Origin of the sequence: Psychrobacillus sp. NPDC093180, assembly GCF_044754065.1 — a bacterium.
Lineage (GTDB): Bacteria > Bacillota > Bacilli > Bacillales_A > Planococcaceae > Psychrobacillus.
Genome location: NZ_JBIVOJ010000005.1, coordinates 112549 through 138122, shown reverse-complemented (window position 1 = coordinate 138122; position 25574 = coordinate 112549). Strand labels below are relative to the sequence as shown.

23 protein-coding genes are annotated in these 25574 nt (G+C 38.1%); all 23 read right to left on the bottom strand.

Annotated elements, in window-relative coordinates; genetic code table 11:
- Positions 1–153: 153 nt before the first annotated feature.
- The 23 genes from ACIP9W_RS09205 to fliQ all read right to left on the bottom strand — a co-directional run bounded on the left by ACIP9W_RS09205 (position 154) and on the right by fliQ (position 25565).
- Complete coding sequence (locus ACIP9W_RS09205) at positions 154–4467, bottom strand: PolC-type DNA polymerase III (protein WP_400788406.1); 4314 nt, start codon at positions 4465–4467, stop codon at positions 154–156.
- An 83-nt stretch (positions 4468–4550) separates the two neighbouring features.
- On the bottom strand, positions 4551–5810 hold the full coding sequence (gene rseP / locus ACIP9W_RS09200) for an RIP metalloprotease RseP (protein WP_400788404.1): 1260 nt from the start codon (positions 5808–5810) through the stop codon (positions 4551–4553).
- Positions 5811–5847: 37 nt separating this feature from the next.
- Positions 5848–6996, bottom strand: coding sequence for a 1-deoxy-D-xylulose-5-phosphate reductoisomerase (gene dxr, locus ACIP9W_RS09195; protein WP_400788402.1), 1149 nt, complete (start codon positions 6994–6996; stop codon positions 5848–5850).
- Positions 6997–7010: 14 nt separating this feature from the next.
- Positions 7011–7802: a phosphatidate cytidylyltransferase gene (locus tag ACIP9W_RS09190; RefSeq protein ID WP_282245342.1), complete on the bottom strand. Its 792-nt coding sequence runs from the start codon at positions 7800–7802 to the stop codon at positions 7011–7013.
- Entirely contained in the window at positions 7799–8593 is a 795-nt protein-coding gene (locus ACIP9W_RS09185; RefSeq protein ID WP_400788400.1) for an undecaprenyl pyrophosphate synthase, read from the bottom strand. The genes ACIP9W_RS09190 and ACIP9W_RS09185 overlap by 4 nt, the downstream gene beginning before the upstream one ends.
- A 146-nt stretch (positions 8594–8739) precedes the next feature.
- Positions 8740–9297 carry a ribosome recycling factor gene (frr, locus tag ACIP9W_RS09180; protein ID WP_142537788.1) on the bottom strand — a complete coding sequence of 186 codons (558 nt, stop codon included), beginning with the start codon at positions 9295–9297 and terminating at the stop codon, positions 8740–8742.
- On the bottom strand, positions 9297–10022 hold the full coding sequence (gene pyrH / locus ACIP9W_RS09175) for a UMP kinase (protein WP_282245345.1): 726 nt from the start codon (positions 10020–10022) through the stop codon (positions 9297–9299). Before pyrH ends, frr begins: the two co-directional genes overlap by 1 nt.
- A gap of 106 nt (positions 10023–10128) precedes the next feature.
- Complete coding sequence (gene tsf / locus ACIP9W_RS09170) at positions 10129–11013, bottom strand: translation elongation factor Ts (RefSeq protein ID WP_282245347.1); 885 nt, start codon at positions 11011–11013, stop codon at positions 10129–10131.
- A gap of 90 nt (positions 11014–11103) precedes the next feature.
- Entirely contained in the window at positions 11104–11826 is a 723-nt protein-coding gene (gene rpsB / locus ACIP9W_RS09165) for a 30S ribosomal protein S2 (RefSeq protein WP_093263113.1), read from the bottom strand.
- Positions 11827–11983: 157 nt separating this feature from the next.
- Positions 11984–12466 carry a DUF6115 domain-containing protein gene (locus ACIP9W_RS09160; RefSeq protein ID WP_400788396.1) on the bottom strand — a complete coding sequence of 161 codons (483 nt, stop codon included), beginning with the start codon at positions 12464–12466 and terminating at the stop codon, positions 11984–11986.
- Between the two features lie 9 nt (positions 12467–12475).
- Positions 12476–12778, bottom strand: a complete 303-nt coding sequence (locus tag ACIP9W_RS09155; RefSeq protein ID WP_400788394.1) for an RNA polymerase subunit sigma — start codon at positions 12776–12778, stop codon at positions 12476–12478.
- 886 nt (positions 12779–13664) lie between these two features.
- Complete coding sequence (locus ACIP9W_RS09150; RefSeq protein WP_400788391.1) at positions 13665–14438, bottom strand: FliA/WhiG family RNA polymerase sigma factor; 774 nt, start codon at positions 14436–14438, stop codon at positions 13665–13667.
- A gap of 159 nt (positions 14439–14597) precedes the next feature.
- Positions 14598–15095: a chemotaxis protein CheD gene (locus ACIP9W_RS09145; protein WP_400788388.1), complete on the bottom strand. Its 498-nt coding sequence runs from the start codon at positions 15093–15095 to the stop codon at positions 14598–14600.
- Position 15096: 1 nt separating this feature from the next.
- Positions 15097–15726, bottom strand: a complete 630-nt coding sequence (locus ACIP9W_RS09140) for a chemotaxis protein CheC (protein ID WP_400788386.1) — start codon at positions 15724–15726, stop codon at positions 15097–15099.
- A 3-nt stretch (positions 15727–15729) separates the two neighbouring features.
- Positions 15730–16185, bottom strand: coding sequence for a chemotaxis protein CheW (locus tag ACIP9W_RS09135; RefSeq protein WP_400788384.1), 456 nt, complete (start codon positions 16183–16185; stop codon positions 15730–15732).
- Between the two features lie 32 nt (positions 16186–16217).
- Positions 16218–18281 carry a chemotaxis protein CheW gene (locus ACIP9W_RS09130; RefSeq protein ID WP_400788382.1) on the bottom strand — a complete coding sequence of 688 codons (2064 nt, stop codon included), beginning with the start codon at positions 18279–18281 and terminating at the stop codon, positions 16218–16220.
- Positions 18282–18295: 14 nt separating this feature from the next.
- On the bottom strand, positions 18296–19402 hold the full coding sequence (locus tag ACIP9W_RS09125) for a protein-glutamate methylesterase/protein-glutamine glutaminase (protein WP_400788380.1): 1107 nt from the start codon (positions 19400–19402) through the stop codon (positions 18296–18298).
- Between the two features lie 4 nt (positions 19403–19406).
- Positions 19407–20273, bottom strand: coding sequence for a MinD/ParA family protein (locus tag ACIP9W_RS09120; RefSeq protein ID WP_400788378.1), 867 nt, complete (start codon positions 20271–20273; stop codon positions 19407–19409).
- Positions 20270–21373: a flagellar biosynthesis protein FlhF gene (locus ACIP9W_RS09115; RefSeq protein WP_400788376.1), complete on the bottom strand. Its 1104-nt coding sequence runs from the start codon at positions 21371–21373 to the stop codon at positions 20270–20272. The genes ACIP9W_RS09120 and ACIP9W_RS09115 overlap by 4 nt, the downstream gene beginning before the upstream one ends.
- Positions 21370–23403 carry a flagellar biosynthesis protein FlhA gene (gene flhA, locus ACIP9W_RS09110; protein ID WP_400788374.1) on the bottom strand — a complete coding sequence of 678 codons (2034 nt, stop codon included), beginning with the start codon at positions 23401–23403 and terminating at the stop codon, positions 21370–21372. Before flhA ends, ACIP9W_RS09115 begins: the two co-directional genes overlap by 4 nt.
- Before the next feature lie 24 nt (positions 23404–23427).
- The gene (gene flhB, locus ACIP9W_RS09105; RefSeq protein WP_400788371.1) at positions 23428–24513 is read right to left on the bottom strand and encodes a flagellar biosynthesis protein FlhB; all 1086 of its coding nucleotides are present in this window, start codon (positions 24511–24513) and stop codon (positions 23428–23430) included.
- A 1-nt stretch (position 24514) separates the two neighbouring features.
- Positions 24515–25291 carry a flagellar biosynthetic protein FliR gene (gene fliR / locus ACIP9W_RS09100; protein ID WP_282245366.1) on the bottom strand — a complete coding sequence of 259 codons (777 nt, stop codon included), beginning with the start codon at positions 25289–25291 and terminating at the stop codon, positions 24515–24517.
- Positions 25292–25295: 4 nt separating this feature from the next.
- Positions 25296–25565: a flagellar biosynthesis protein FliQ gene (gene fliQ, locus ACIP9W_RS09095; RefSeq protein ID WP_093263173.1), complete on the bottom strand. Its 270-nt coding sequence runs from the start codon at positions 25563–25565 to the stop codon at positions 25296–25298.
- Between the last annotated feature and the right edge of the window lie 9 nt (positions 25566–25574).

The window sequence follows — 25574 nt, the reverse complement described above, 5'->3', positions numbered from 1 at the left end:
TCATGCAAATTGTGAAGAAATGCGCAAGCGCCTATATCTGCTCCGACGGGCAAATGGAGATGTGGTAGGTCTGCAAAGTGACCCGCATCGTGCCGGCCCGAGCAAGGCGCGGAAGCTAGACAATAACCGTATAGATAAGCTTATGCTATTAACTCAAAACAACGATAACTGATTGGCTTCTGGAAGGCCTTCTAAACAGCCCATTGAATCCATATATTCAATAATCGTTTTCGAAACTCGTCCTCTTTGCTGCAAGTCCTCTTTCGATAAAAACTCACCATCTAGTCTTGCTTTGGTGATTTGTATCGCAACGTTTGTTCCAAGACCAGGAATCGCATTAAAAGGCGGAATAAGCGTATTACCTTCAATTGTAAACTCTGCTGCTTTAGATTTGTACAAATCTACTTTTTGCATTTTAATTCCACGCTCGGACATTTCCAGTGCAATTTCAAGAACAGTAAGTAAACTTTTTTCTTTTGGAGCGGCATCGAGTCCCTTAGCGTTGATTTCATCTAATTTTGCCCGCATTGTTTGCGATCCATTCACCATGGAGATTAAGTCGAAATCAGAAGCTCGAACCGTAAAGTACGCTGCATAATATAGTATCGGAAAATGTACTTTAAAATATGCGATACGTACTGCCATTAATACATAAGCAGCGGCATGGGCTTTAGGGAACATATACTTGATCTTTTTACAGGATTCAATATACCAGTTAGCTACACCTTTTGCTTTCATTTCCGATTCGAACTCTGGTGTTAACCCTTTCCCTTTTCGAACCGATTCCATTATTTTAAATGCTAACGAAGGTTCCAGACCTTGATAGATCAAATAAACCATAATGTCATCCCGACAACCAATTACATCGGATAATTGACATGTTCCATCTTGGATAAGCTCCTGTGCATTTCCAAGCCATACATCGGTACCATGAGAAAGCCCTGATATTTGGACAAGTTCTGAGAATGTCGATGGTTTCGTCTCTTCTAACATTTGACGAACAAATCGCGTACCAAATTCCGGAATACCCAGTGTTCCCGTTTTACAATCTATTTGCTCTTCAGTAACACCTAACGATTCGGTTCCACTAAATATTTTCATCACTTCCGGATCATCCGTAGGAATTGTTTTCGGATCAATTCCAGATAAATCTTGAAGCATCCGAATAACCGTTGGATCATCGTGCCCCAGAATATCGAGTTTCAACAAATTATCATGAATCGAATGGAAGTCGAAATGGGTTGTTTTCCATTCAGAATCTTGCGCATCTGCTGGGAATTGAATTGGTGAGAAATCAAAAATATCCATATAATCGGGAACTACTATAATTCCCCCTGGATGCTGACCAGTCGTCCGTTTCACTCCAGTACAGCCTTGCACCAACCGATCGATTTCTGCTCCTCGCATCGTTAAATTATTGTCATTCATATACCCTCGAACATATCCGTAAGCCGTTTTTTCAGCAACTGTTCCGATTGTACCTGCCCGGAATACATAATCTTCTCCGAAAAGCTCTTTCGTGTAGTTATGAGCTACTGGTTGATACTCACCGCTGAAGTTCAAATCGATATCTGGAACTTTATCTCCTTTAAATCCAAGGAATGTTTCGAACGGAATATCCTGTCCATCTTTCACATACGGTGTATCACATTTTTCACAAGACTTATTCGGCAAGTCAAACCCAGAACCGACGGAACCATCTTGGAAAAACTCCGAATGCTGACATTTCGGACAAACATAATGCGGTGGCAACGGATTTACTTCCGTAATTTCAGTCAATGTAGCAACCAATGAAGATCCGACCGATCCACGAGAACCAACCAGGTATCCATCATCAAGCGATTTTTTCACCAGTTTATGTGAAATTAAATAAATAACCGCAAATCCATGCCCAATAATAGAGGTTAACTCTTTTTCTATTCGAGCCTCCACTATCTCAGGGAGTTCTTCTCCGTATATTTCTTTTGCTTTCGAATAAGTTAAAGACCTAACTTCGTCGTCTGCTCCTTCAATTTTTGGAGTATATAAATCGTCTTTAATCGGTTTAATCTCTTCTATCGAATCTGCAATTTTATTTGGGTTTGTAATGACAATTTCTTTCGCCAATTCTTCCCCAAGAAATGAAAATGCATCTAACATTTCATTTGTCGTACGGAAATGCACTTTAGGCAACCCATGACGATTCAGTGGATTCGCCCCGCCCTGGGAGTTTATTAATATCTTTCTGAAAATCGCATCGTTTTCATGCAAGTAATGGACATTACCCGTCGCTACTACTGGAAGGTTTAGTTTTTTCCCTAGTTTGATCATCTTGCGGATAATATCTTCCAAATTCCATTCATCTCGCACGAGCTCAAGTTCTAATAAGTGACTATATACTTCTTTTGGATGAATTTCTAAATAGTCATAGAACTTCGCAATTTCCTCGACTTGCTCTAGCGGTTTTTGCATAAGCCCTTCAAAAACTTCTCCTTTATCACAGCCCGAGCCAATGATTAATCCTGCTCGATGCTTTTGTAATACGGATCGTTTAATTCTTGGTACACGATAAAATGTCGTTGTATGTGAAAGAGAAACTAATTTAAATAAGTTTTTAAGCCCTTCGTCATTCACCGCTAAAATCGTACAGTGAGACGGTCTTGCTCTTTTATAGGAATCCCCTTGTCCAATATGTTTATTGAAATCATCATGGTATTCAATATCTTTTTCTTCTGCTTCCTTCAATAAATGAAGGAGTAAATAACCCGTTGCTTCACAGTCGAATATAGCTCGGTGGGCTTGTGTTAACTCAATGTTAAACTTCTTCGCGAGAGAACCAAGTCGATGGGTTTTCAGCTCCGGATGCAAAAATCTTGCCAGTTCCAGCGTATCAATAACTGGATGTGTGAAATGATCAATGCCGCAACGGCGATAGCCCTCATATAAGAATCCCATATCGAAGGATGCATTATGGGCAACAATAATTCCGTCTCCAATGAATTCATAAAAGTCTTTAATAACTTCTTCAATCTCCGGTGCATTTTGAACCATCTCATCCGTTATTCCGGTTAACTCAATAGTTGTAGCGGAAAGGGCGTGATGTGGATTGGCAAAGCGTTCAAATTTATCAATGATATTACCGTTTTTCATTTTGACTGCAGCTAGCTCGATTATTTTATCGTATGTTGCCGATAAACCGGTCGTCTCCACGTCAAAAACAATATAAGTGGCATCTTCAAGTCTAGTATGTTGTTCGTCATAAGCAATCGGAACACCGTCATGCACTAGATTGGCTTCAAGTCCATATAAAATTTTGATGCCATTCTTTTTACCAGCTGCATATGCTTCCGGAAACGATTGAACATTTGCATGGTCCGTAATAGCAATCGCCTTATGTCCCCATTTTGCTGCTTGAGATACGATAGAAGAAACAGAGGACACTGCATCCATCGCACTCATTGGAGAGTGCATATGTAATTCTACTCGTTTTTCAGCTGCTGTATCATGTCGCACTACAGCATTTATCTCTGACATATCTTGAGCCATAATGATTAGATCTCGTACGAATGTGTCGTTTTGAACGGATCCTCTTACTTTAATCCACATTCCTTTTTGAAGGCGAGACATCATTTGTGCATCTTCTTTATCACGAGAGAACATCTTCACAAGAATCGAATCTGTATAGTCCGTTACTTTTGCCGTCAGAAGCGAGCGCCCACTACGCAGCTCTTTTACTTCCACGTCAAATACAAATCCTTCGATCGTTACTCTTCTCTCTTCGTCTTGAATTGTTCTTATTTCTAAAATTGGTTCTTCCTTCTTCAGCGGAATACCTAGCTGGAAAGGTCCATCTGCAACATCGTCTCCAGCCTCTTGACGATTTTGTTCTCGGTTTTGCAAGTCTAACAACGCTTTTTTCCCGAGTGCTTCTTCTTCTAATCGCCGCTGCTCCAAAAATGCCATCTGTGCTTCAGCTACCGCTTCTGTGTTTTCTACTACTCGAAAATCAATCGCTACTTTCGGAAATCCAAAACTCTCGTAAATAGAACTGATCATCTCTATATATTTCTTTTTGAATGTACGTAACTCTAAATCATTCCCACATGTTAGTTGAATCATTTGGCCATTCCACACTGGCTCTTGCTTTTCTAGACAATCTTTTAGTGGCGGTGACATGTCACTTAATTCTTTTAGTACGCTTGACCAATATTGTTTTACTAACTCATCGGTCACGTCTGTATGATCACTCGAAATCGTTAAAATAACATTCGCTATGCCCGCAAACTTTTCTTGTAAGCGAGTTTGTAAAATAGTGTATATATTAATTGGCAAAATAGTTGGTAATTGAATTTGGAATTGCCACTTTCTTATTTTTTTATGCACTGTAAATCTATTGATCGATGCATGTTCAAAATATTTGACGAAAGAATCCTCTGTTAACTCGAGTTGTTGCAGCAATAAGTGCATTCTCATCTTACCATCTTGCATAGTGATTCCCTCCTTCACTAACCTATAACAGAAAAAGAAAGGAAAGTTCATTGGTGCGAACTTTCCCTTCTTCCAGTTCTTCTTTAGAAGAAAAACCTTTGTATATCATTCCACGTGACGACTACCATTAATACCATTAGAAGCATAATTCCCACAAAGTGAACCATTCCTTCTTTTTGTTTATCGACTGGTTTTCCTCGAATTGCTTCAAATAGGAAAAATAATAATCGTCCACCATCTAATGCTGGGAGTGGCAATAAGTTCATGATCCCTAAGTTAATACTTAGTAACGCTGCCCAATACATTAAATTATACACGCCATATTGCGCAACTTCCTCTGTTGCTTTATATATACCAACTGGACCTGATAAATCATCGATGGAGAAGTTACCAGAAATTAATGTACCTAATAAAATAAATATTCGTTTGGTCGTTTCATATGTTTGCCCCGCACCATATGGTATAGCTTTCAATGGATTTTTTTCAAGTGGGCTAACGTATTGAACGCCAATTTGTCCAACTTTTTCTTTGCCCACCACCACTTCATTTGGAGTCATAGACAACTCTAATGTTTCGCCATTTCGATCAATCGTAAAGTTCATCTTCTCATTTGGACTAACCTTTACTTCTTCTGAGAACTCATCCCATGTGCTAATAGGTGTACCATTAATCGCTGTTACTAAATCCCCGTCTTTCATCCCTGCCTGTGCTGCTGGGCTATCTGCTACTACTGTAGTTATAACAGGTTCATATGTCGGTACCCCTTGAAATAAACCAAGCAATAAAAATATGAAAAACGCCAATATAAAGTTAAAGAGTGGACCAGCAAAAATAGCCATTGATCTTTGTCCTACTGTTTTGGATCCAAATTGTCGATCATATGGAGCAATGAATGTTTCTTTCCCATTCTCATTGATCACAGCATTTCTAGCTACTTTATATCTAACTAATCGTTCCTCTTCATCATACCCTTCGATGAACATTTCCTTCATCAAATCCGAATTCTCTACTTCTAAAAAAAGCATGTCCGGAAACTGTTTATTTTGATTGAGAACGATTTGATCGATTTCATTGTCATCATTTACTCGAATCCCTAATCTATACCCGGGTTGAAGTTCGACAGAGTCCAAATCTTCTCCTGCCATCCGAACATACCCGCCTATAGGTAATAGACGAATCGTATAAAGTGTTTCACCTTTTGTCATAGCAAAAATCTTCGGACCCATTCCAATCGCAAACTCACGCACCATTATTCCTGCTTTTTTGGCAAAAATAAAATGCCCTAGCTCATGAAAAAATACAATACTACCAAAAATTATTATAAACGCAATGGCTGTCTCCATTATATCCCACCTTCATTGTGTTCCAGCATTTCATGCATTATTTTAACATGTTTCGTACGTTTTTTCTTGTTTGGGCGTCTACATGTAAGATAGTTTCTAAATCTGGACTTGAAATGTTCACATGTGCATCCATTGCTCGCTCGATTAGCTCATCAATCGTTAAAAAGCTAATTTTCTCCTGCAAAAATAAAGCTACCGCTGCTTCATTTGCCGCATTTAAAACTGTTGTCATCGTTCCACCTGCTCGTCCCGCTTCAATCGCAAGCTTTAATGCATAATAACGATTATAATCCATTTCTTCAAAATGCAGTTTGCCTATTTCAGCTAAATTCAATCGCTTTGCATTTGGACGTGGCAATCTATCCGGGTAAGACAAGGCATATTGAATTGGAACTCTCATATCAGGAGTTCCTAGTTGAGCGATTACACTCGTATCTTCAAATTCAACCATGGAATGGATAATACTTTCTCTATGTAACAATACTTCTATATCATCATAAGAAATATTAAATAGAACACGCGCTTCGATGACTTCTAACCCTTTATTCATCATCGTGGCTGAGTCTATCGTAATTTTAGAGCCCATTGACCAGTTTGGATGATTTAAAGCATCTTTTACCGTCACATGTTGCAGCTCTTCTCTTGTCCGATCTCTAAAGCTACCCCCAGAGGCCGTAATGATTAACTTGGCAATCTCTGATCTTTTTTCTCCGTTCATCGCTTGAAAAAGAGCAGAATGTTCACTATCTACAGGTAAGATAGGTACATTATATTCTTTTGCAGCTTGCATCACGAGATGTCCAGCTGTCACTAGTGTTTCTTTGTTCGCAATTGCAATCGTTATTCCTTTTTTGATAGCTTCCAGTGTCGGATTCAACCCAACACTTCCAAGGACAGCATTCACTAACACATCGGCATTTGTATGAGCAGCAACTTGTACTAACCCAGCGTCTCCGTATACGAATTCGACGTGAGAAAATTCACTTTGTAATTGACGCGCATCTTCTTCACTTATAACAGATACTAATTGCACAGGAAATTCACTCAAGATTTTTCTTGTCTCTTCTATATTTTTTCCGACTGAAAATGCAACCAGCTGAAACTGCTCCGAATGCTCTCTTATAATATCTAATGTTTGAATACCTATTGAACCGGTAGCTCCTAATAAACTTATTCTTTTTCGCATGAAATTATGTCTCCTTAGATGAAATGTAAAAAGTGTAGTAATGGTAAGACGAATAATAGACTATCAAAACGGTCTAAAATACCGCCATGGCCAGGTAAAATCTTACCAGAATCTTTTACATTATAATGCCTTTTGATCGCTGACTCTACTAAATCACCTAGCTGCCCAAAAATAGATGCAGCAATCGTAATTCCAATTAATATAAGATAAGAATTCGTAAGCGGGCTTATAAAGTGCATGATAAATGCTGCTATTATGGCCCATATAATACCGCCAATAAACCCTTCTATCGTTTTATTTGGTGAGATCTCTGGCCATAATTTACGCTTTCCAAGTTTTCTACCTGTAAAATAGGCACCAGAATCTGTTGCCCAAACTACAATAAGCGCAAATATTAAATAAGCTAATCCAGCATCTCTTGTCTCTATAAAATAGTAAAATCCAATTCCTACGTATAAAGTTCCTAATAACATAAATGCCGCATCATCGAACGTAAATCGATTTTTCACGAGTACTGTATAGATTAGGAGCAGAAAAACAACGACAAAAACCCATTCAATTTTTGAGTGCCCCGTCATAGCAAACACATCATCCGCAATAGACGATGGCAATAAAAGCACAAATAAAAGGAGCAAAGAAATAGCCCCCGCAAATGAAAATATTGGTAACTCTTTCATTCGTAACAACTCATACACGCCTATTGCAGCCAAAATATATATAAGTGCAGTAAAAATAGATCCACCTAACCAAACAATAGGAAGAAAAAGTGCTGCTGCAATAACACCCGTAATTATACGTACCTTCAATTCCCTTCTCCCTCCTTCAATCCACCATATCTCCTATTTCGTTTTTGATAATTTTCAATCGCATCCATTAAACACGATTCATCAAAATCCGGCCATAAAGTGTCTGTAAACCAAAATTCCGTGTAAGCAAGCTGCCAGAGCATAAAATTACTTAGACGTACTTCTCCGCTCGTACGAATAAGCAAATCTGGATCACTTAAATTCTTTGTCATTAAGTGATTGCTTAATAATTCCTCAGAAATCTCATCTAGCGCCACATTACCTTCTTGTACATCACGAGCAATTTTACTGACTGCTTGAACAATTTCATCTCTGCTTCCATAATTTAAAGCAAAGTTTAATATTAACCCATCATTTGCCGCAGTTTGATCGATTGCTTTTTGTACAGCTCTTTTCGTATGCTCAGGCAATGATTCCATATTTCCCATCATTTGTACTTGTACATTTTGCTCAATTAACTCCGGTAAATACGTGCCTAAAAATTCCTCTGGCAGGCGCATTAAAAACTCTACTTCCATTTTAGGCCTTTTCCAATTTTCTGTAGAAAAAGCGTATAAAGTTAACTCTTTTATACCAACTTCATTCGCAAACCTAGTTATTTTCTTTACAGTCTTCATGCCCTCGTGATGACCAGCTATGCGGGGTAGCGCTCGCTTTTTAGCCCATCTACCATTTCCGTCCATAATAATCGCAATATGGCCTGGCAATTGTTCTTGTTGGGCATTTTCTTTTCGTTTCTCTAACGGAATACTTATCGATTTTTCATTTTTACGGATAAGTTTATTTAACATTCAAAAAACCCCCACCTTACTAACTAGGAACATATATGACCTATCATATCAAATATATCGCAATATAAAAAGGCGTCCCTACTCTAAAGGACGCCTTTTCCAAACAAAAAGTTCAAACAATTATTTGGATGCACTACTAAATTAGCTTATACTTCTAGAATTTCTTTTTCTTTATCTTTCGTAATTGCATCGATTTTATCAATATTTGAATCCGTAAGTTTTTGGATTTCTTCAGTGTAGTTTCTTAAGTCGTCTTCTGTAATGTCCCCAGATTTTTCGAGTTTTTTAAGATCATCGTTTCCATCACGGCGAACATTACGAATATTCACTTTTGCTTCTTCTGCTTCTTTTTTCACTTGTTTTACTAATTCTTTACGGCGTTCTTCTGTAAGAGCAGGAATCGCAAGACGAATTATGGAACCGTCATTCGTAGGTGTAATACCTATATCCGACTTTAAAATTGCCTTTTCAATCTCTCCAAGAATTGACTTATCATAAGGCTGAATCGTGATTAATCGAGCCTCTGGAGTCGAAATACCTGCCATTTGATTAATAGGTGTTGGCGCACCATAATAATCAATTGAAATTTTGTCAAGCAAAGATGCATTTGCACGACCAGCTCGGATAGAAGCAAGTTCTCTCGTGTATACTTGAATCGTTTTTGCCATTTTATCTTTTGTTTGCTCAATTACTTGTTTCGGCATTATGAATTCCTCCTAACGACTGTACCAATCGTTTCCCCAAGTACAGCCCTTTTAATATTTCCATTTTCCATAACTGAGAATACAATAAGTGCGATATCATTGTCCATACATAATGTAGATGCAGTAGAATCCATCACTTGTAAACCTTGTTGAATTACTTCGATAAAGGATAACTCATCGTATTTAATAGCTGTAGTATCGGTCTTTGGATCTGCAGAATATACACCGTCCACATTATTTTTAGCCATCAGGATAACATCCGCTTCTATTTCTGCTGCACGTAAAGCAGCAGTTGTATCAGTAGAGAAGTATGGATTTCCTGTTCCAGCTGCGAATATAACTACACGCTTTTTTTCTAAATGACGAATTGCTCGTCGTCGTATGTACGGCTCTGCAACTTGACGCATTTCGATGGAAGTTTGAACACGAGTCTCAATCCCGCATTTTTCAAGTGAATCTTGTAGTGCAAGTGAATTCATAACCGTAGCAAGCATACCCATATAATCTGCAGTTGCACGATCCATGCCCATTTCGCTTCCTACTTTTCCACGCCAAATGTTGCCTCCACCTACTACAACAGCAACTTCGACGCCTAATTCTACTACTTCTTTTACTTGCTCTGCTACAGACTTGATAATTTCAGGTGATAGTCCGAAACCTTGCTCTCCAGCTAATGCTTCGCCACTCAATTTTAAAACGATTCTTTTGTATTGTGGTGTGCTCATAGGTATCCTCCATCTCTTTTCTTGAAAAATAGGGAACACTAATTGCGTGTTCCCTAAAAGTATTGTCTATTTAGTGAAAATACTTATCGTATTTCCGCTTTTCTTATTAGTTACCTTTTACTTGGTTCATTACTTCTTCCGCGAAGTTATCTTCACGTTTTTCGATTCCTTCACCAACAGCATAGCGAGTGAATGAAACTAGTTTACCACCAGTTGATTCAACGAATACGCCAACTTTTTGATCAGGGTTTTTAACGAAAGATTGATCTAATAAACAAACTTCTTCGAAATATTTACCAAGGCGACCTTCTACCATTTTCGCAACGATATTTTCCGGTTTACCTTCATTTAAAGCTTGTTCAGTTAATACTTTACGCTCACGCTCTACTTCATCAGCAGATACTTCGTCACGAGAGATGTATGCAGGGTTTAGTGCTGCAATGTGCATTGCAACATCTTTAGCTGCTTGCTCGTCAGTTGAACCTTCAAGAACAGTTAGAACACCAATGCGTCCACCCATGTGTAGGTAAGGACCGAATGCATCTGCATCTGTTTTAGTTTCAACTACAAAACGGCGAAGTGTAATTTTCTCTCCGATTTTTGCAACTGCGTTAGAAATAGCGTTTTCTACTGTTACACCTTCTTCAAGTGTAGAAGCTAAAGCTTCCTCTACTGAAGCTGGTTCAGTTGCTAATAAATGTGTAGCAACTTGTTGTACTAATTGTTGGAAAGCTTCGTTTTTTGCAACGAAATCTGTTTCTGCATTCATTTCTAAAAGTACAGCTTTATTTCCATCAATTTGGATGTAAGTAGTACCTTCAGCTGCAATACGGTCAGCTTTTTTAGCTGCAGAAGAAAGACCTTTTTCACGTAAAAAGTCGATTGCTGCTTCTAAATTACCTTCTGTTTGTACTAAAGCTTTTTTACAATCCATCATACCTGCGCCAGTTTTTTCACGCAATTCTTTTACCATTTGTGCTGTAACTGCCATTTTAAATTCCTCCTAGTACGAATAAATTCATCTTCTCAAAAAAAGGTGATAAGAGGTTTGGCCGCTTATCACCTGTTAACTACATGTGTCTTACTCAGCAGCAACTTCAGCTGGAGTTACTTCTTCGTCTTCACCTTGTCTTGCTTCAAGTAATGCATCCGCCATTTTAGCTGTTAATAATTTAACCGCACGAATTGCGTCGTCATTTGCAGGAATTACATAGTCGATTTCGTCTGGATCACAGTTTGTATCAACGATTCCTACTAATGGAATGTTCAGTTTACGAGCTTCCGCAACAGCAATACGCTCTTTGCGTGGGTCAACTACGAACATTACATCTGGAATAGCTTTCATATCACGGATACCGCCTAAGAATTTAACAAGACGTTCGTGTTCTTTTTTAAGTTGAACTACTTCTTTTTTAGGAAGTACATCGAATGTACCGTCTTCTTCCATTTTTTCAATCGCTTTTAGACGAGCTACACGTTTTTGAATAGTACCGAAGTTTGTTAAAGTACCACCTAACCAACGTTGGTTGATGTAGTAGTTACCTGAACGTTCAGCTTCTTCTTTAATAGCTTCTTGCGCTTGTTTTTTAGTTCCAACGAATAGAACTTTTCCACCGTCTTGACCTACTTGACGCATGAAATCGTAAGCTTCTTCTAATTTTTTCACCGTTTTTTGAAGATCGATGATGTAGATTCCGTTACGCTCAACAAAAATGTATTTTTTCATTTTTGGGTTCCAACGGCGAGTTTGGTGTCCAAAGTGTACACCAGCCTCAAGTAATTGTTTCATTGAGATTACTGACATGATAATTCCTCCTGGTTTGGTTTAGTCTTCCGCAGTCATCATTTTTCTTTAGCTACTCTTTTATTTTATAAAAGAGCACCTGCTAAATCCATCCGAACTGCGTGTGTATTCATACCGTATTGTAATATACCATACATATTTCATACTTTCAACTATTTTAATGCTTAAACTTTAAGAAAAGCTCTACTTCTGTTTTGCCAATTTGTAGCTTTTGGGCAATTTCATCGACGCTTTTCCCCTCGTCAGCATAAAAAAAGACTTTTTCTTTTATCGTAACTGGTTCCTTTTTTTCTATTACCGATGCAGTTTTTAAATAGCTATTTGCGGCAAGTTGTTTGGATACAAATGCTTTTGGGACCTCAAAAACTGGAGTTGTTTCTATTGTATCTTCTTTTTCCTCCACCTGCTCCGTCGTCGCTGCTACAACGCGATCGGTATGGTTTAATTCTCGTAACAGACGATCGTTTTCGTCTTTGATCTCGGCAATATATGCACTGAAGGAGTCTTCAATTTCGGCTAATATTTGCTCTTGCTTTTGCTCCATATTGTTGAATTTAGTTAGTTTTGCATTTAATAAAGCAATGAAGTAAAAGCTAATTAATTGAAGTAAAAATAATATGACTAGAATAATTGACGTCATTGCCTGCTCCTATCCACTAAAATCCACAAAATTTCCTTTAAAAGGATGTTTTGCCTCTTTCATTTCTTGTTCTCTTTTTTCTCGTTTTTTTCTTTCTTGCTCTGCTTGTTCTTTTTCTTTGTTTTCTAAATCCGCTTCTGCTGTCTTGTTCGATTCTAAAACAGTTTCTCTGTTTTTTTCAAGTTGTCTTTCAGAAGCAGCTTGGGCATTCGCCTGGTTTACTGCACTTTGCTGTTGCATTTGCTCAGCAACTTTCCCAGCATCTAATGTTTTCGGAATAGCAATTTGGAGCTCTACACCTTTTAAACTCAAGGGACTGCCTCCTTCGATGACTTAAGATAAAGTATTTATTTGATGAATTAGTAGCTTTCTAAAAAATAGTGCATAGAGACTGCTAGATAATCAGTAGCGTTGTCTTGAATCTCCTTTACGTCGAAGTATAGCGAACTGCGAAGTAGGTAGTTGATGAAGTTATCTGCTAGATTTTCACTGCAGTCGTACGCTTACCGCCGGGTGATCGATGAGCCATTCCCTCCGCTTAGGGCGTCGTTGGAATGTCTCATTAGCCCAAGGAACAAAGGCTAAGAGCGCCACATCGTGTGGCAACGCCTTTGAATCCAACGTCCTGTTGGCCTCCACAGGAGTCGACGGCTGCAGTGAAAATCAATAATAACTGCTTGTTTATTTAGTATCGGCTTGCTAAAAACCAACTATTAAACAGTTTCTCAACTGGGTAAATCCAATAAATGGTGGAGTGCGACACTATCCACTGTGACTGCGATAAACTAGCCTCTGTACGCGACAAAGCCGACAAAGTCGATGCTTTTTGTAAAGCAATCCCCAATAATGCGCTATTATTATCGGCGTCTCACTCCAAGTAAACTTGTTTTATGAATAATTGGTTGCTCTCAGGGGTAATTTGGTTGCTTTCAGACTGCCTCTAGTTGCTCTCAACAGTCGTTTGGTTGCTTTCAGACTAGGACAGGTTGCTTTCACTGCTATTTGGTTGCCCTTATCCATTTTCTGGAGATACTTATTCTGCAACTACTTAATTGGAGGGATTTAGTGCGGTGGCGCGAGCCCGGCAGTCGCTCGCCCGCGGAAAGCGAAGCGCCGCCGTGCTAAATCCAAGCGGTCACTTTCTTCAACGCATTACCTCGCCGTTCCCTAAGAAATAACCAATCATCTTTTCATTTTTTTATACATTCGTCATTTCGTTTGCGAGTAGCTTTCTTAACTTAAACAGGGCTTTTGAATGGATTTGAGAGATTCTGGATGTCGATAGTCCAAGCATTTCGCCAATCACAGTTAAAGTTAACTCTTCTGTATAGAATAGGCTCAGCACTAATTGCTCATTTTCGTTTAATTGCTGAATTTGTCCAGCTAGATCACGAAGTAATTCTTCTTTCACCATCTGTTGCTCCGGTGTTTTTTGGGCATCATCTCTAATCACAAAAGACTTTGAATCCGCTTCTTCATTATCTTGTAATTGCTCATCAATAGACAATACGTTAGAAAAAAAATGTTCTTGAACGGTTTGATAAACATCGTCTACCGGCATTTCAACATAATCTGCTATCTCTTCTGCAGATGCATGCCTTAATAATCGTTGTTCGAGCTCTTCAATTTTTGATTCTAACTTCTTCGCCTTTTCACGAGAAGATCTTGGAAGCCAATCTTCTTTTCTTAGACCGTCGATAATCGCTCCGCGCACCCGAAAAGAAGCATACGTATCAAATTTTAACTCTCTTGAGTAGTCGAATTTATTAAGCGCATCAAATAAGCCCATCATACCTAGGCTTTTCAGTTCGTCTCTTGATATATTTTTAGGGATGCTTGCACCAATACGCTGAACATGATAGGTAACTAGGGGCGTATACTTGCGTATAAGTAAATCTCCGGCCTCTGAATCTTTAGATTCTATCCATTTTTTCCAAAGGAGTTGTTCCTCTGTCGAATTTTCTTTTGCCACTATTACACCCCTTTTCAATATATCTGATGAATATGTATATTATAGCAAATTTCTGCACAAAAAGGGGAGTCGAAAACATCGACATCCCCTACTTTCATTGTTCGTTTAACATAGATTTGACATTTTTCGTGCATTCCTCAGGAGAAAGCTCTGCTTCATCTAAATATCTCTAACACCTTGGTTTACCGTTCGAATATTTAATAGTTTTGTCATAGGATTAAATTCAATCGTTCTCCCGCTACTTCCACCTGTATCTTCCGCAACAATTGGTATAGAATACTTTTTTAAATATTCCTTCACCGCTTCCACATTGCGTGGACCAATTCGCATGGTGTCTTTACCAGAAGTGAATTGGAACATTTGCGCACCACCGGCTATTTTTGCGCGTAATCTAAAAGGTTGTACCCCTTCTAGTTTAAGCTGCTCAATCATAGCAGGAATACCAGTATCCGCAAATTTGGCAATATTAATCGTTGCAGTTCTACCTAAACTAGAATCTGGTAGCATTACATGGACTAATCCAGCTATTTGCGACCTTTCGTCATACAAGACGACCCCTACACAGGAGCCGAGACCAGAAGTGCGTATCGTGTCTGGAGCTTTCACTGTATTCATATCCGCAATTCCAACTTTAACTACTTGACCCTGTCCAATCATATTACTGTACTCCTAAAGCAGTGAAAATAGCTTCAAATGAATCAGGGTCAGGCAGCAAGAAGAAATGTCCTTTCACACTTTCTCCATTCGGTGTATTTTCCTCAGTAATCGCAGTATCAATCACAATAACATAATCACTAATATGAGAAACTTCTACTAATCCAAAACTAACAATAGCTCCTACCATATCTACACTTAAAGCAGGTACGGACGGATAAATTCGAAGACTCGTAAAATCAGATAGTGCAGATAGATAGGATCCGGATAGAATATTACCTAATTCTTGCATGGCTGATGCTCCTAGCTCAGAAACTTCACCGGTTTGAAAATCCACACTACTATCTTGCACTAACGATTGAATGAAGTGATTAGCCTGCCCTACTGGTAACACAAAAAACATACTACCCGTTACATCGCCGTCAATGCGAAGATAAATACCCGCGACAACATTTTCAGGGCCCCCCGCTAAATCCATCATATCGTCAAAAGATACCATTTCCACCTTAGGAACAGTCATCTCTATTTTTTTATTTAATAATGTCGATAGGGCGGTCGCTGCATGGGCAGCGCCAATATTTCCTATTTCCTTTAAAACATCTAAATGGATCGATGTTATATTTTTTTTATACATGTATTAAACACCCGACTTTATCGGATTTAGTACGAGATGCATATGCAGCAATATTAACAAACGACTGTCCAGTTTAGCGACACCAGCTATATAATCTTCCTCGAATCCGCCAACTACTTCTGGTTGTGGTTCTATTGAATCTGTTGGAATGTCTAACACATCATTTGCGGAATCTACAATGACACCTACGTTCATCTCTTCTAACGTGATAATGATAATTCTAGAAGCTTCATTTAAGTTACTTTCTCCTAGTCCAAGACGATTTCTTAGATCTATAATTGGTGTAACTACCCCTCTTAAGTTTATTACCCCTTTTACATAAGAGGGTGTTTTAGGTACTCTCGTAATATGCGTCAGTTTTTCAATTCCTTGCACATGTGTGACCGGAATGACATATTCCTTATCTGCCAATTGAAAAACAACTACTTTTAAGTTTTGAACATCTACAGCTTCTGTCATATAGTTTCGCATCCTTCCTGAAAGATAAACTCTTATATAATCAATGCATTACAATCTACGATTAATGCCACTTTACCGTTTCCTAAAATAGTTGCTCCAGAAATAGCAAAAACACTCGTTAAGTACGCTCCTAGCGATTTCAAGACAACTTCTTGCTGTCCAATAAACGAATCCACAACAAGTCCAGCTAATTTGTCCCCTTTTCGAACTAGGACAACTGAATGGAATTCCTCTTTTGTGCTTTCTCTTGGTACATCAAACACATCTTCTAAAAATACTAAAGGCACTACTTTTCCTCGGAAATCTATTACTTTTTGATTGTGTGCATTTAAAATATCAGATGAACGTATAATGGCTGTTTCAATAATCGAAGAAAGTGGAATTGCATAAATCTCTTCTCCAAGTTCCACTAACATGACAGAAATGATAGACAATGTTAATGGTAATTGGATTGAAAACAAGGATCCTTTTCCTTCTGTTGAAGAAATCTCTATCGTTCCACCAAGTGATTCAATCGTTGTTTTTACTACGTCTAATCCAACGCCTCGTCCAGATACGTCTGAAATGACATCAGCTGTAGAAAAACCAGAAGACAAAATAAGCTCCGCAACCTGTTTATCTGTTAAAGTCAAAGCAACTTCTTCGCTTACAATACCTCTAGAAATAGCTTTTTTCAGCACTTTTTCCCGATTAATCCCTGCTCCATCATCCTCGATTTCAATAAAGACATGATTTCCGCTATGGTATGCTCGGAGAACAACTGTACCTTCTTCAGGCTTACCTTTTGATTTTCTCACTTCCGGGCTTTCAATACCATGATCGAGCGAATTCCGAATAAGATGAACAAGTGGGTCTCCAATTTCATCTATCACTGTTCGATCTAATTCTGTTTCTGCTCCAATAACTTCTAAGTTAATCTTCTTATTTAAATCTCTCGCTAATTGTCTTACCATTCGTGGGAAACGGTTAAATACTGTTTCCACTGGTACCATACGCATATTTAAAATAATATTTTGTAAATCTCCTGTGATTCTAGACATCCGCTCAACAGTCTCATCTAATTCAGCGTTTCGAAGATCCTCTGAAATGGACTGTAATCGACCACGATCAATCACTAACTCTTCAAATAAATTCATCAGAACATCTAGACGTTCAATATTTACCCGTATTGTTTTACTACTAGCTGGAGCATTTCCTTTTGCAGTAGATGATTTTTCTTTTTTCTCTGGCTGCAATTCGGTAGTCTCGCTCGTTAGCTCAGGAGTTTGAACAGCTACTTGCTCTACTTCCTCAACTTTGCTTAATTCATCCTGTTGGCGAGTTTTTAGTTGCTCTAAAGTTACAGCTTGGACAACTACATCTGTCACTTCGGAAACTTTCATTAATTTCTTTTGTACATCATCTTTTGGTTCATTAGTCACTAAGGCAATATAGAAAACTTCATCAAAATCTTCCTCTTCCAACTTTTCAACGGACGGTGAGGACTTTATAACATCTCCCATTTTCTCCAATAGTTCAAAAACCATATAAACACGTGCTGCTTTTAACAAACAATCTTCTCGTAATTTAACGGAAATTTCATATGTATGATAATCCTGCTCCAACGATTGTTGGATGACCGTTAATTCATAATCATCATAGTTTAACCAATTTTGTACGTTAGAAGAATCTACAGTTACTGTTTCTTCAACAGTGGTTGCTGCAACTGGAGCTTCTTCTCCTGTTTCGATTGCATGCAGTTTTTGTACTGTCGAAGCTACGTCTAATTTCCCGTTGCCACCTGCCGCAATATCTAAAACCATTTCTTCTAGCTGGTCAACTGCTGTAAATACAACATCTAGTAAATCAGCTGTTACATGCAAACGATTATTTCTTATTTCGTCTAGTACGTTTTCCATTTTATGAGTTAAATTTGCAATATCTTCGTATCCCATCGTTGCAGACATACCTTTTAACGTATGTGCTGAACGAAAGACTTCGTTTACAATGGCAATATCTTCTGGATTTTTTTCCAATTCTAATAAGTGTTCATTACAAGCTTGTAAATGTTCTTTGCTCTCTTCAATAAACATTTCTAAATATTGACTTGTATCCATTTATTAACACCCCTTTAAGGTAAATATTGTATGATAGCTTTGGCGATATGTTCTAAATCGACTACTTCATTTACGAGCTTTGTTTCCACTGCGGCTTTTGGCATACCATAGACGATGCATGAGTCCGCTGATTCAGCAATGGCTACGACATGGCCGTTTTTCTTCAGCTGCACAAGACCCTTGGAACCATCTGATCCCATCCCTGTCATAATAACAGCAATTTTATCGAAATCATTATAATGGCTATTATCCTCGAATAAGACATCTACTGACGGTCTATGTCCTGCTCTAGGCGCCTCTTCGTTATCTAAAACAATGCAATATGTACTTCCAACTTTTTGGATTTTCATATGATAGCCACCGGGAGCAATATAGGCATGACCATTGCGAATGATATCTCCATTTTCCGCTTCTTTTACTTCTATTTCAGCTAATTGATTGAGTCTTTCAGCTAAAGATTTCGTAAATCCAGCTGGCATATGCTGCACAATAAGCACGGGAGCTTGCATGTTTTTGGGAAGCTTTGTAATCACTTCCTGCAATGCTCTAGGGCCTCCTGTAGAGGTGCCGATCAATACCATTTTTTTAGTCGTTTTACTCCAATTGGACACTCTTTTTGTACTAACTACGTTGCTTGCTACTGGTTTTCTATCTAGTAGTTTAGGTGTAGTCGTCGGAAGTTTAGTAGTTTCTTTATTCAATTTACTAATGGTGACGTGTGCAGCATTCTCAACCTTCGCCACTAGTTCGTCTTTAATCTTATGTAAATCTAATGAAATCGTTCCACTCGGTTTTGCGACAAAATCTACTGCCCCATATGCCATAGCCTGTAATGTAATTTCGGTCCCTCTTTGCGTAGTGCTAGATAACATGATAACTGCAACCGGAGTTTCTGCCATAATTTGTTTTAACGCGTCTAGCCCATTCATCTCAGGCATCTCTACGTCTAGCGTAACAACGTCAGGTTTTAATGCTTTTATTTTTTGAATGGCATCCTTGCCGTTGCGTGCAATCCCAACCACTTCTATTACATTATTCTCCTTGAAAAAGTCACCTATCAACTTTCGCATAAACGCAGAGTCATCAACAATCAATAATTTCTTTTTTGGTATAAGAACCATCCGCTCATGACCTCCTTGAAAATAGATTTTTCAACCGAGAGATGAATGTACTTTGGTGTGGAATATCTGTTTCCTCTACTTCAATATTAGTAAAACTACTAACCATTTGTTTAAGCTTTTTGGTAATGGCGGCATTTGGATATAAAATAGAAAAAGGGACTTGTTCTTTCACGGACATACGTACGGCTGGATCTTCTGGTAATGAACCCAGCACAATGATTTCTTTTGATAAGAATTTAGACATTGCAAGTTTCAACCTAGTTGTCGTATCAAACCCTTCTTCTTCCGAGAATGCTCGATTGCAAAGCAAAAAGAAGTTTTTATCTGGATCTTTGAAGTAGATAAATTTCATCATCGAATAGGCATCTGTTATGGAAGTAGGTTCTGCAGTAGTAATGACAATAATATCATCCACAGAGACTAGTAAATCTAGGGTTTGACTTGTTGCACCAGCACCCATATCAAAGACGATGTAATCATAATTTTTTTGCAAATATTCAAACGCTTCGATTAGGCGAGTGAACATTTTATCATTCCACTCCATAACTCCCGAAAGGCCAGACCCACCCGAAATATATTGCAGGTTATTCGGCCCTTCGAACATGACTTCTTCAAGCGTTTTTTCTCCGACTAAATAGTCCTTCAAATTAGTAGGGACTGTTTTTCCAAGCAGTATATGAATATTTCCCATACCGATGTCCATATCAATTAGTACTACTTTTTTCCCTACCTCACTTAAGGTGGTTGTGAAATTCATCGAAAAATTACTTTTCCCGACGCCACCTTTTCCACTGACAACCGCAATAGATCGACCTAGCTTTTGCTGACTTCGAAGCATTCGCAGCCGTAACTCCTCAGCTTGATCTCTCATAATGAGTCCCCTTTAAAAAATAAATTGAGTAATTCATCTAGACTAGTTCCCATAATATCCTCAGGGACTTCTTGACCATCCGTATAGTAAGCAAGTCCCTTCTTATATTTAACCATTAAATTAATAATGGAGCCAATAGAATTTGTTTCATCTACTTTAGTAAAAATAAATTTTTCAATTGGGAATTCCTTGAATTGCTCAATAATCACTTCCATATCCCTCTGTTTAGAAGTAGAAGATAGGACAAGAAATGTTTCTGTATTCTCTTTTAAATCAATTAGCTCTTGCAAGTCTTCTACAAATTTAACTTCTTTGTAATTTCTTCCCGCTGTATCGATAAATACTACATCTAATGCTTCGAATTTCTGCATTGCTTGTTGTAAGTCCTGTTCGTTATAGACAATTTCAATTGGCGCTTGTAATAGTCCTGCATATGTCTTTAATTGTTCAATTGCTGCTATTCGATATGTATCCGTCGTAATAAATCCAACTTTTTTCTTTTTTTCTAATACAGCACGTGCAGCCATTTTCGCTATAGTCGTTGTTTTTCCTACTCCAGTTGGCCCAAGTACGTTGATATATTTCTTGTTATAGGAAATACCGCCAAATGGAAATGTTTCAAGCTGAGATTTCAAGTAATCTTTCGCCAATTTTTGCTGCATTTCTATAGAAATATGGTCTTCGTTTTTTTTCATATGCACGAAAAGCTCATCACTAATCGATGTGATAAGCTCCTCTGCTAATTCTTGCTCCTTCAAATGATGAATAAGAGCTTCCAGTTCATCCGGATAAGTCCTATTCGGTTTTTGGCGCCCTATCGATTTAACCATTTGTTTTAAGTCTTCTAATTCCTTTTTGATGGCAATTGAATTAGGATTTTCTTGGACCTGTTGAATGGTTGGCTTTTCTAGGATGGGCGCTGGACTTTCCATTGAATCCATTCCAGCTAATACTTCAATCGATTTCTTTTTAAACAAACCTAAAAAGCCTTTCGAATAGACAGCCTTCGAACTTAAAATGACTGCCTCTTCTCCTAATTCTTTTCGGATTAGTTTCATCGCCTCAGGCATCGTATCAGCCGTATATTTTTTCATTTTCACTCTACATTCACCACCCCAACACTTTGTACCTCAATAGATGACTCTAGTTCGTTGTAAGAAAGAATCGGAATTTGAGGGAAATATCGTTCTGTCATTTGTCTTACGTACATGCGTACCGCAGGAGAACATAGAACAATTGGCGATTGCTCCATTAAAGAAGCTCGTTCTATTTCCCTTGCCATGGATTCTAAAATGGCTTGTGAATCATTTGGATCTATAGATAGATAGTTCCCATGTTCTGTTTGCTGAATACTATCTGCTATTAACTTTTCTACTCTTCCTGAAACGGTTAACACTTTTAAAACATGATTATTGCCTGCATATTGCGTTGTTATTTGTTTTGCTAATGACTGTCTCGCATACTCGGTTAATATATCGACATCGGACGTCATTTTTGAATAATCGGCAAGTGTTTCAAAAATAATAGGCAAATTTCGAATGGACACATGTTCACGCAGTAGATTCCCTAAAACTTTTTGAATTTCCCCAACCGTTAAAGGTGTAGGCGTAAGTTCATCTACAAGGATTGGGTACGTTTCTCTAATATGATCGATTAACTGTTTCGTCTCTTGACGACCCAGCAATTCATGCGCATTGTTTCGAATAATTTCCGTCATATGTGTGGATACAACACTTGGTGGATCCACAACTGTATAACCAAGTATTTCGGCGTCTTCTTTTACAGACTCTGTTATCCATTTTGCAGGTAATCCAAAAGAAGGTTCAATTGTATCAATACCCTCAATCGAATCATCATCACCAGGACTCATAGCCAAATAGTGGTCAAGTAATAGTTCTCCTCTTGCCATCTCATTTCCTTTAATTTTAATTCGATATTCATTTGGCTGTAGCTGAATGTTATCTCGTATACGAACGACCGGAATGACCACTCCAAGTTCAAGTGCTAACTGCCTACGAATCATGACCACCCGATCGAGTAAATCACCGCCCTGTGCCGTATCTACTAACGGGATCAATCCATAACCAAATTCAAATTCGATTGGATCCACATTTAATAGATTAATAACATTTTCAGGACTTTTCATCGTATCAGTTGCAACTTCCTCTTCATATTCTTCGATTTCATCCGGACTTTCTTTCGTACTTTTCGACATCATATAAGCCCCTACTGCAAGTGCAATCGAAATAGGGAATGTGAGTAGTATTCCAATTGGAGTAACAATACCAAGTAAAGCTATCGTACCAGCCGCAACATATAAAAGTTTTGGTTGGTTAAATAATTGACCTGTAATGTCTCCACCTAGATTACCTTTAGATGCTGCTCTTGTAACAACGATACCAGTTGCAGTAGAGATCAATAACGCCGGAATTTGAGAAACAAGCCCATCCCCTACAGTTAGTGTGGAAAATAGGGATGCTGCTTCAGCAAAAGGAAGGCCAAATTGAACGACACCAATAACAATCCCAAATAATAGGTTAATAATAACAATAATTATACCAGCGATCGCATCCCCTTTTACGAATTTGGTAGCCCCATCCATAGCCCCGTAAAAGTCTGCTTCTCCACTAACTTTTTCACGTCTTTCTCTTGCCTCTTTTTCAGAAATCATCCCAGCATTTAAATCCGCATCGATACTCATTTGTTTACCAGGCATAGCGTCCAATGTAAAACGAGCGGCAACTTCCGATACACGTTCTGCCCCTTTAGTAATTACAATGAAATTGATAATAACTAAAATAGCAAATACTACTAAACCAACTAACAGATTCCCACCTGTTACAAACGTACCGAAAGTTTCTACTACTGTCCCCGCGTCCCCTTCTGCTAAAATTGCTCTAGTAGTCGAGACGTTCAAGGCAAGTCTAAACAAAGTGACAAGTAATACGACTGTGGGAAAAACGGAAAACTGTAAAGCCTCCTGCATATTCATAGCCGTCATTAATATCAATAAAGCTATGGTAATATTAACTATTATCAGAAAACTTAACAACCAATGAGGAAGAGGTATTACTAGCATAGCCACAATGGAAATGACAGCTGCTAAAACGGATATATCGCGGATTTGCATATACTTCCACCTCAATCTTTGCCTTTAAATTTTTTGTTTAATTCGATATACATAAGCTAGCACTTCAGCGATCGCCTTGAAAAATTCATCGGGAATTCGTTGACCAATTTCTACTTGGTCAAACATCGCTCTGGCAAGTGGCCTATTTTCTACCATTACTACATCGTTTTCTTTTGCAATCAGCTTGATCTTTTGAGCAACAAGATCTGCTCCTTTAGCTACAACTATAGGGGCATCCATCAATTCATCATCGTACTTTAGTGCAATGGCAAAATGCGTTGGGTTTGTTATAACCACATCCGCTGTAGGGACTTCTTGCATCATACGTCGCATTGCCATTTCCCTTTGCCTTTGTCTTATACGGGATTTAATGATCGGATCTCCCTCTGAGTTTTTATGTTCATCTTTAATGTCCTGCTTCGACATTTTTAAGTTTTTTTCATAGTCAAATCGTTGATAAAAGAAATCTAATATCGATATAAATAACAACACTACAGATGCCGATATCCCCATCATCCCCGTCAACCATCCAACGGTCGATAATGTATCCCAAGCTGTTTTAAAGGACAAGGACAAGACTTGTTCTAAATTCATCCATAAAATAAGTGTTGTTACCGAACCGATAAACGAAATTTTCAATATCGATTTCAATAGCTCGATAATTGCTTTAAGTGAAAAAATACGTTTTAACCCTTTAATCGGATCAATCTTTTTAAGATCAAACTTGAGTGGTTCCGTTGTAAAAAGCAATCCAAATTGAAAAAAGTTGGCAGCGATTGCAGCCACTACAGCTACTAGCATAATCGGCAGTAAGATGACTGCCATTTCCATCAATAAATCTTTATAAATTTCAATAGATGTCTCAATGGTCAATGTTTCCACTAACATATATTTGGTGAACGTCACATCAAAAAAAGAAAAAATTTCAGATCGTAAAAATCCAGAAAAGAAAAATAAAAATAAAAAAACGGAAAGTAACACGATGGCACTTGTAACATCTTGGCTTTTTAATACTTGTCCTTTTTTACGTGAATCTTGCCTCTTTTTAGGGGTCGCTTTTTCTGTTTTTTCTCCAGCAAAAAACTGTAAATCTAATTGGAGTCTGAACATATTAGCCACCTCCTAAAATAATCATTAAATCGCGCATACTGACGATCATAATTTCAAACATTTTCTGTACAACTGCCATTAAAACACCGATCATAATGAGCAACACTAAGAAACTAACACCTATTTTAATAGGAAACCCTATGACAAAAATATTTAACTGAGGAACGGTTCTTGCCGTAATACCTAAAGCAATATCTACTAAAAAAAGGGTTGCAACAATTGGTATTGACATTTGAAAGGCTACAGCAAAAATACCCGCAAACGTTCTCATGATAAACTCTACATAATTTTCTTGTCCAAATGCTGGCCACGTAAGCTCCATCGGGATAAATTGATAGCTATAAAAAACACCATCTAACAACAAATGATGACCATTTAGAGCAAGCAACAAAAGGAGTGCTAATGTATTCAAAAATTGACCGACTAAAGGGCTTTGCGCGCCAGTTTGTGGATCAATAACATTTGCAATAGCAAACCCCATTTGAAAGTCTATAAACCCTCCAGCGATTTGTACAGCGGACATAATGATATAAGCAAGTAATCCAATAAACAAGCCAACCATTACTTCTTTGATAATTAATAAAAGATAATCCCCATTCACTTCAAAAGGTTCTACATCCATCGTGTAATACATCATCCATGATAGGACGACCGCAAGAGCAATCCTGTGAGATGCAGGTATCGTACGATGCGAAAAAAGAGGCAAAATGACGAAAAAAGCAGAAACCCTTGCAATGATTAATAATAATACTGTTAAACTAGGTATAATTTCTTCCATGTTCTCAACCAATGTATCGTATTAAATTTTCAAATATATCTGCAGCATAAGATGTCACCTGCGATAACATCCAAGGCCCGAAAAAAACGATGGCAACTAAAACAGCTACAATTTTCGGAACAAATGCAAGTGTTTGTTCTTGAATTTGTGTAGTTGCCTGAAAAATACTTACCGCAAGACCAGTTATTAGAGCGACCAAAAGAAGAGGACCTGATGCCAGAAGAATGACCCAAATTGCTCTTTCTGCAATTGAAATTACCATTTCATTATTCATAACAATCAG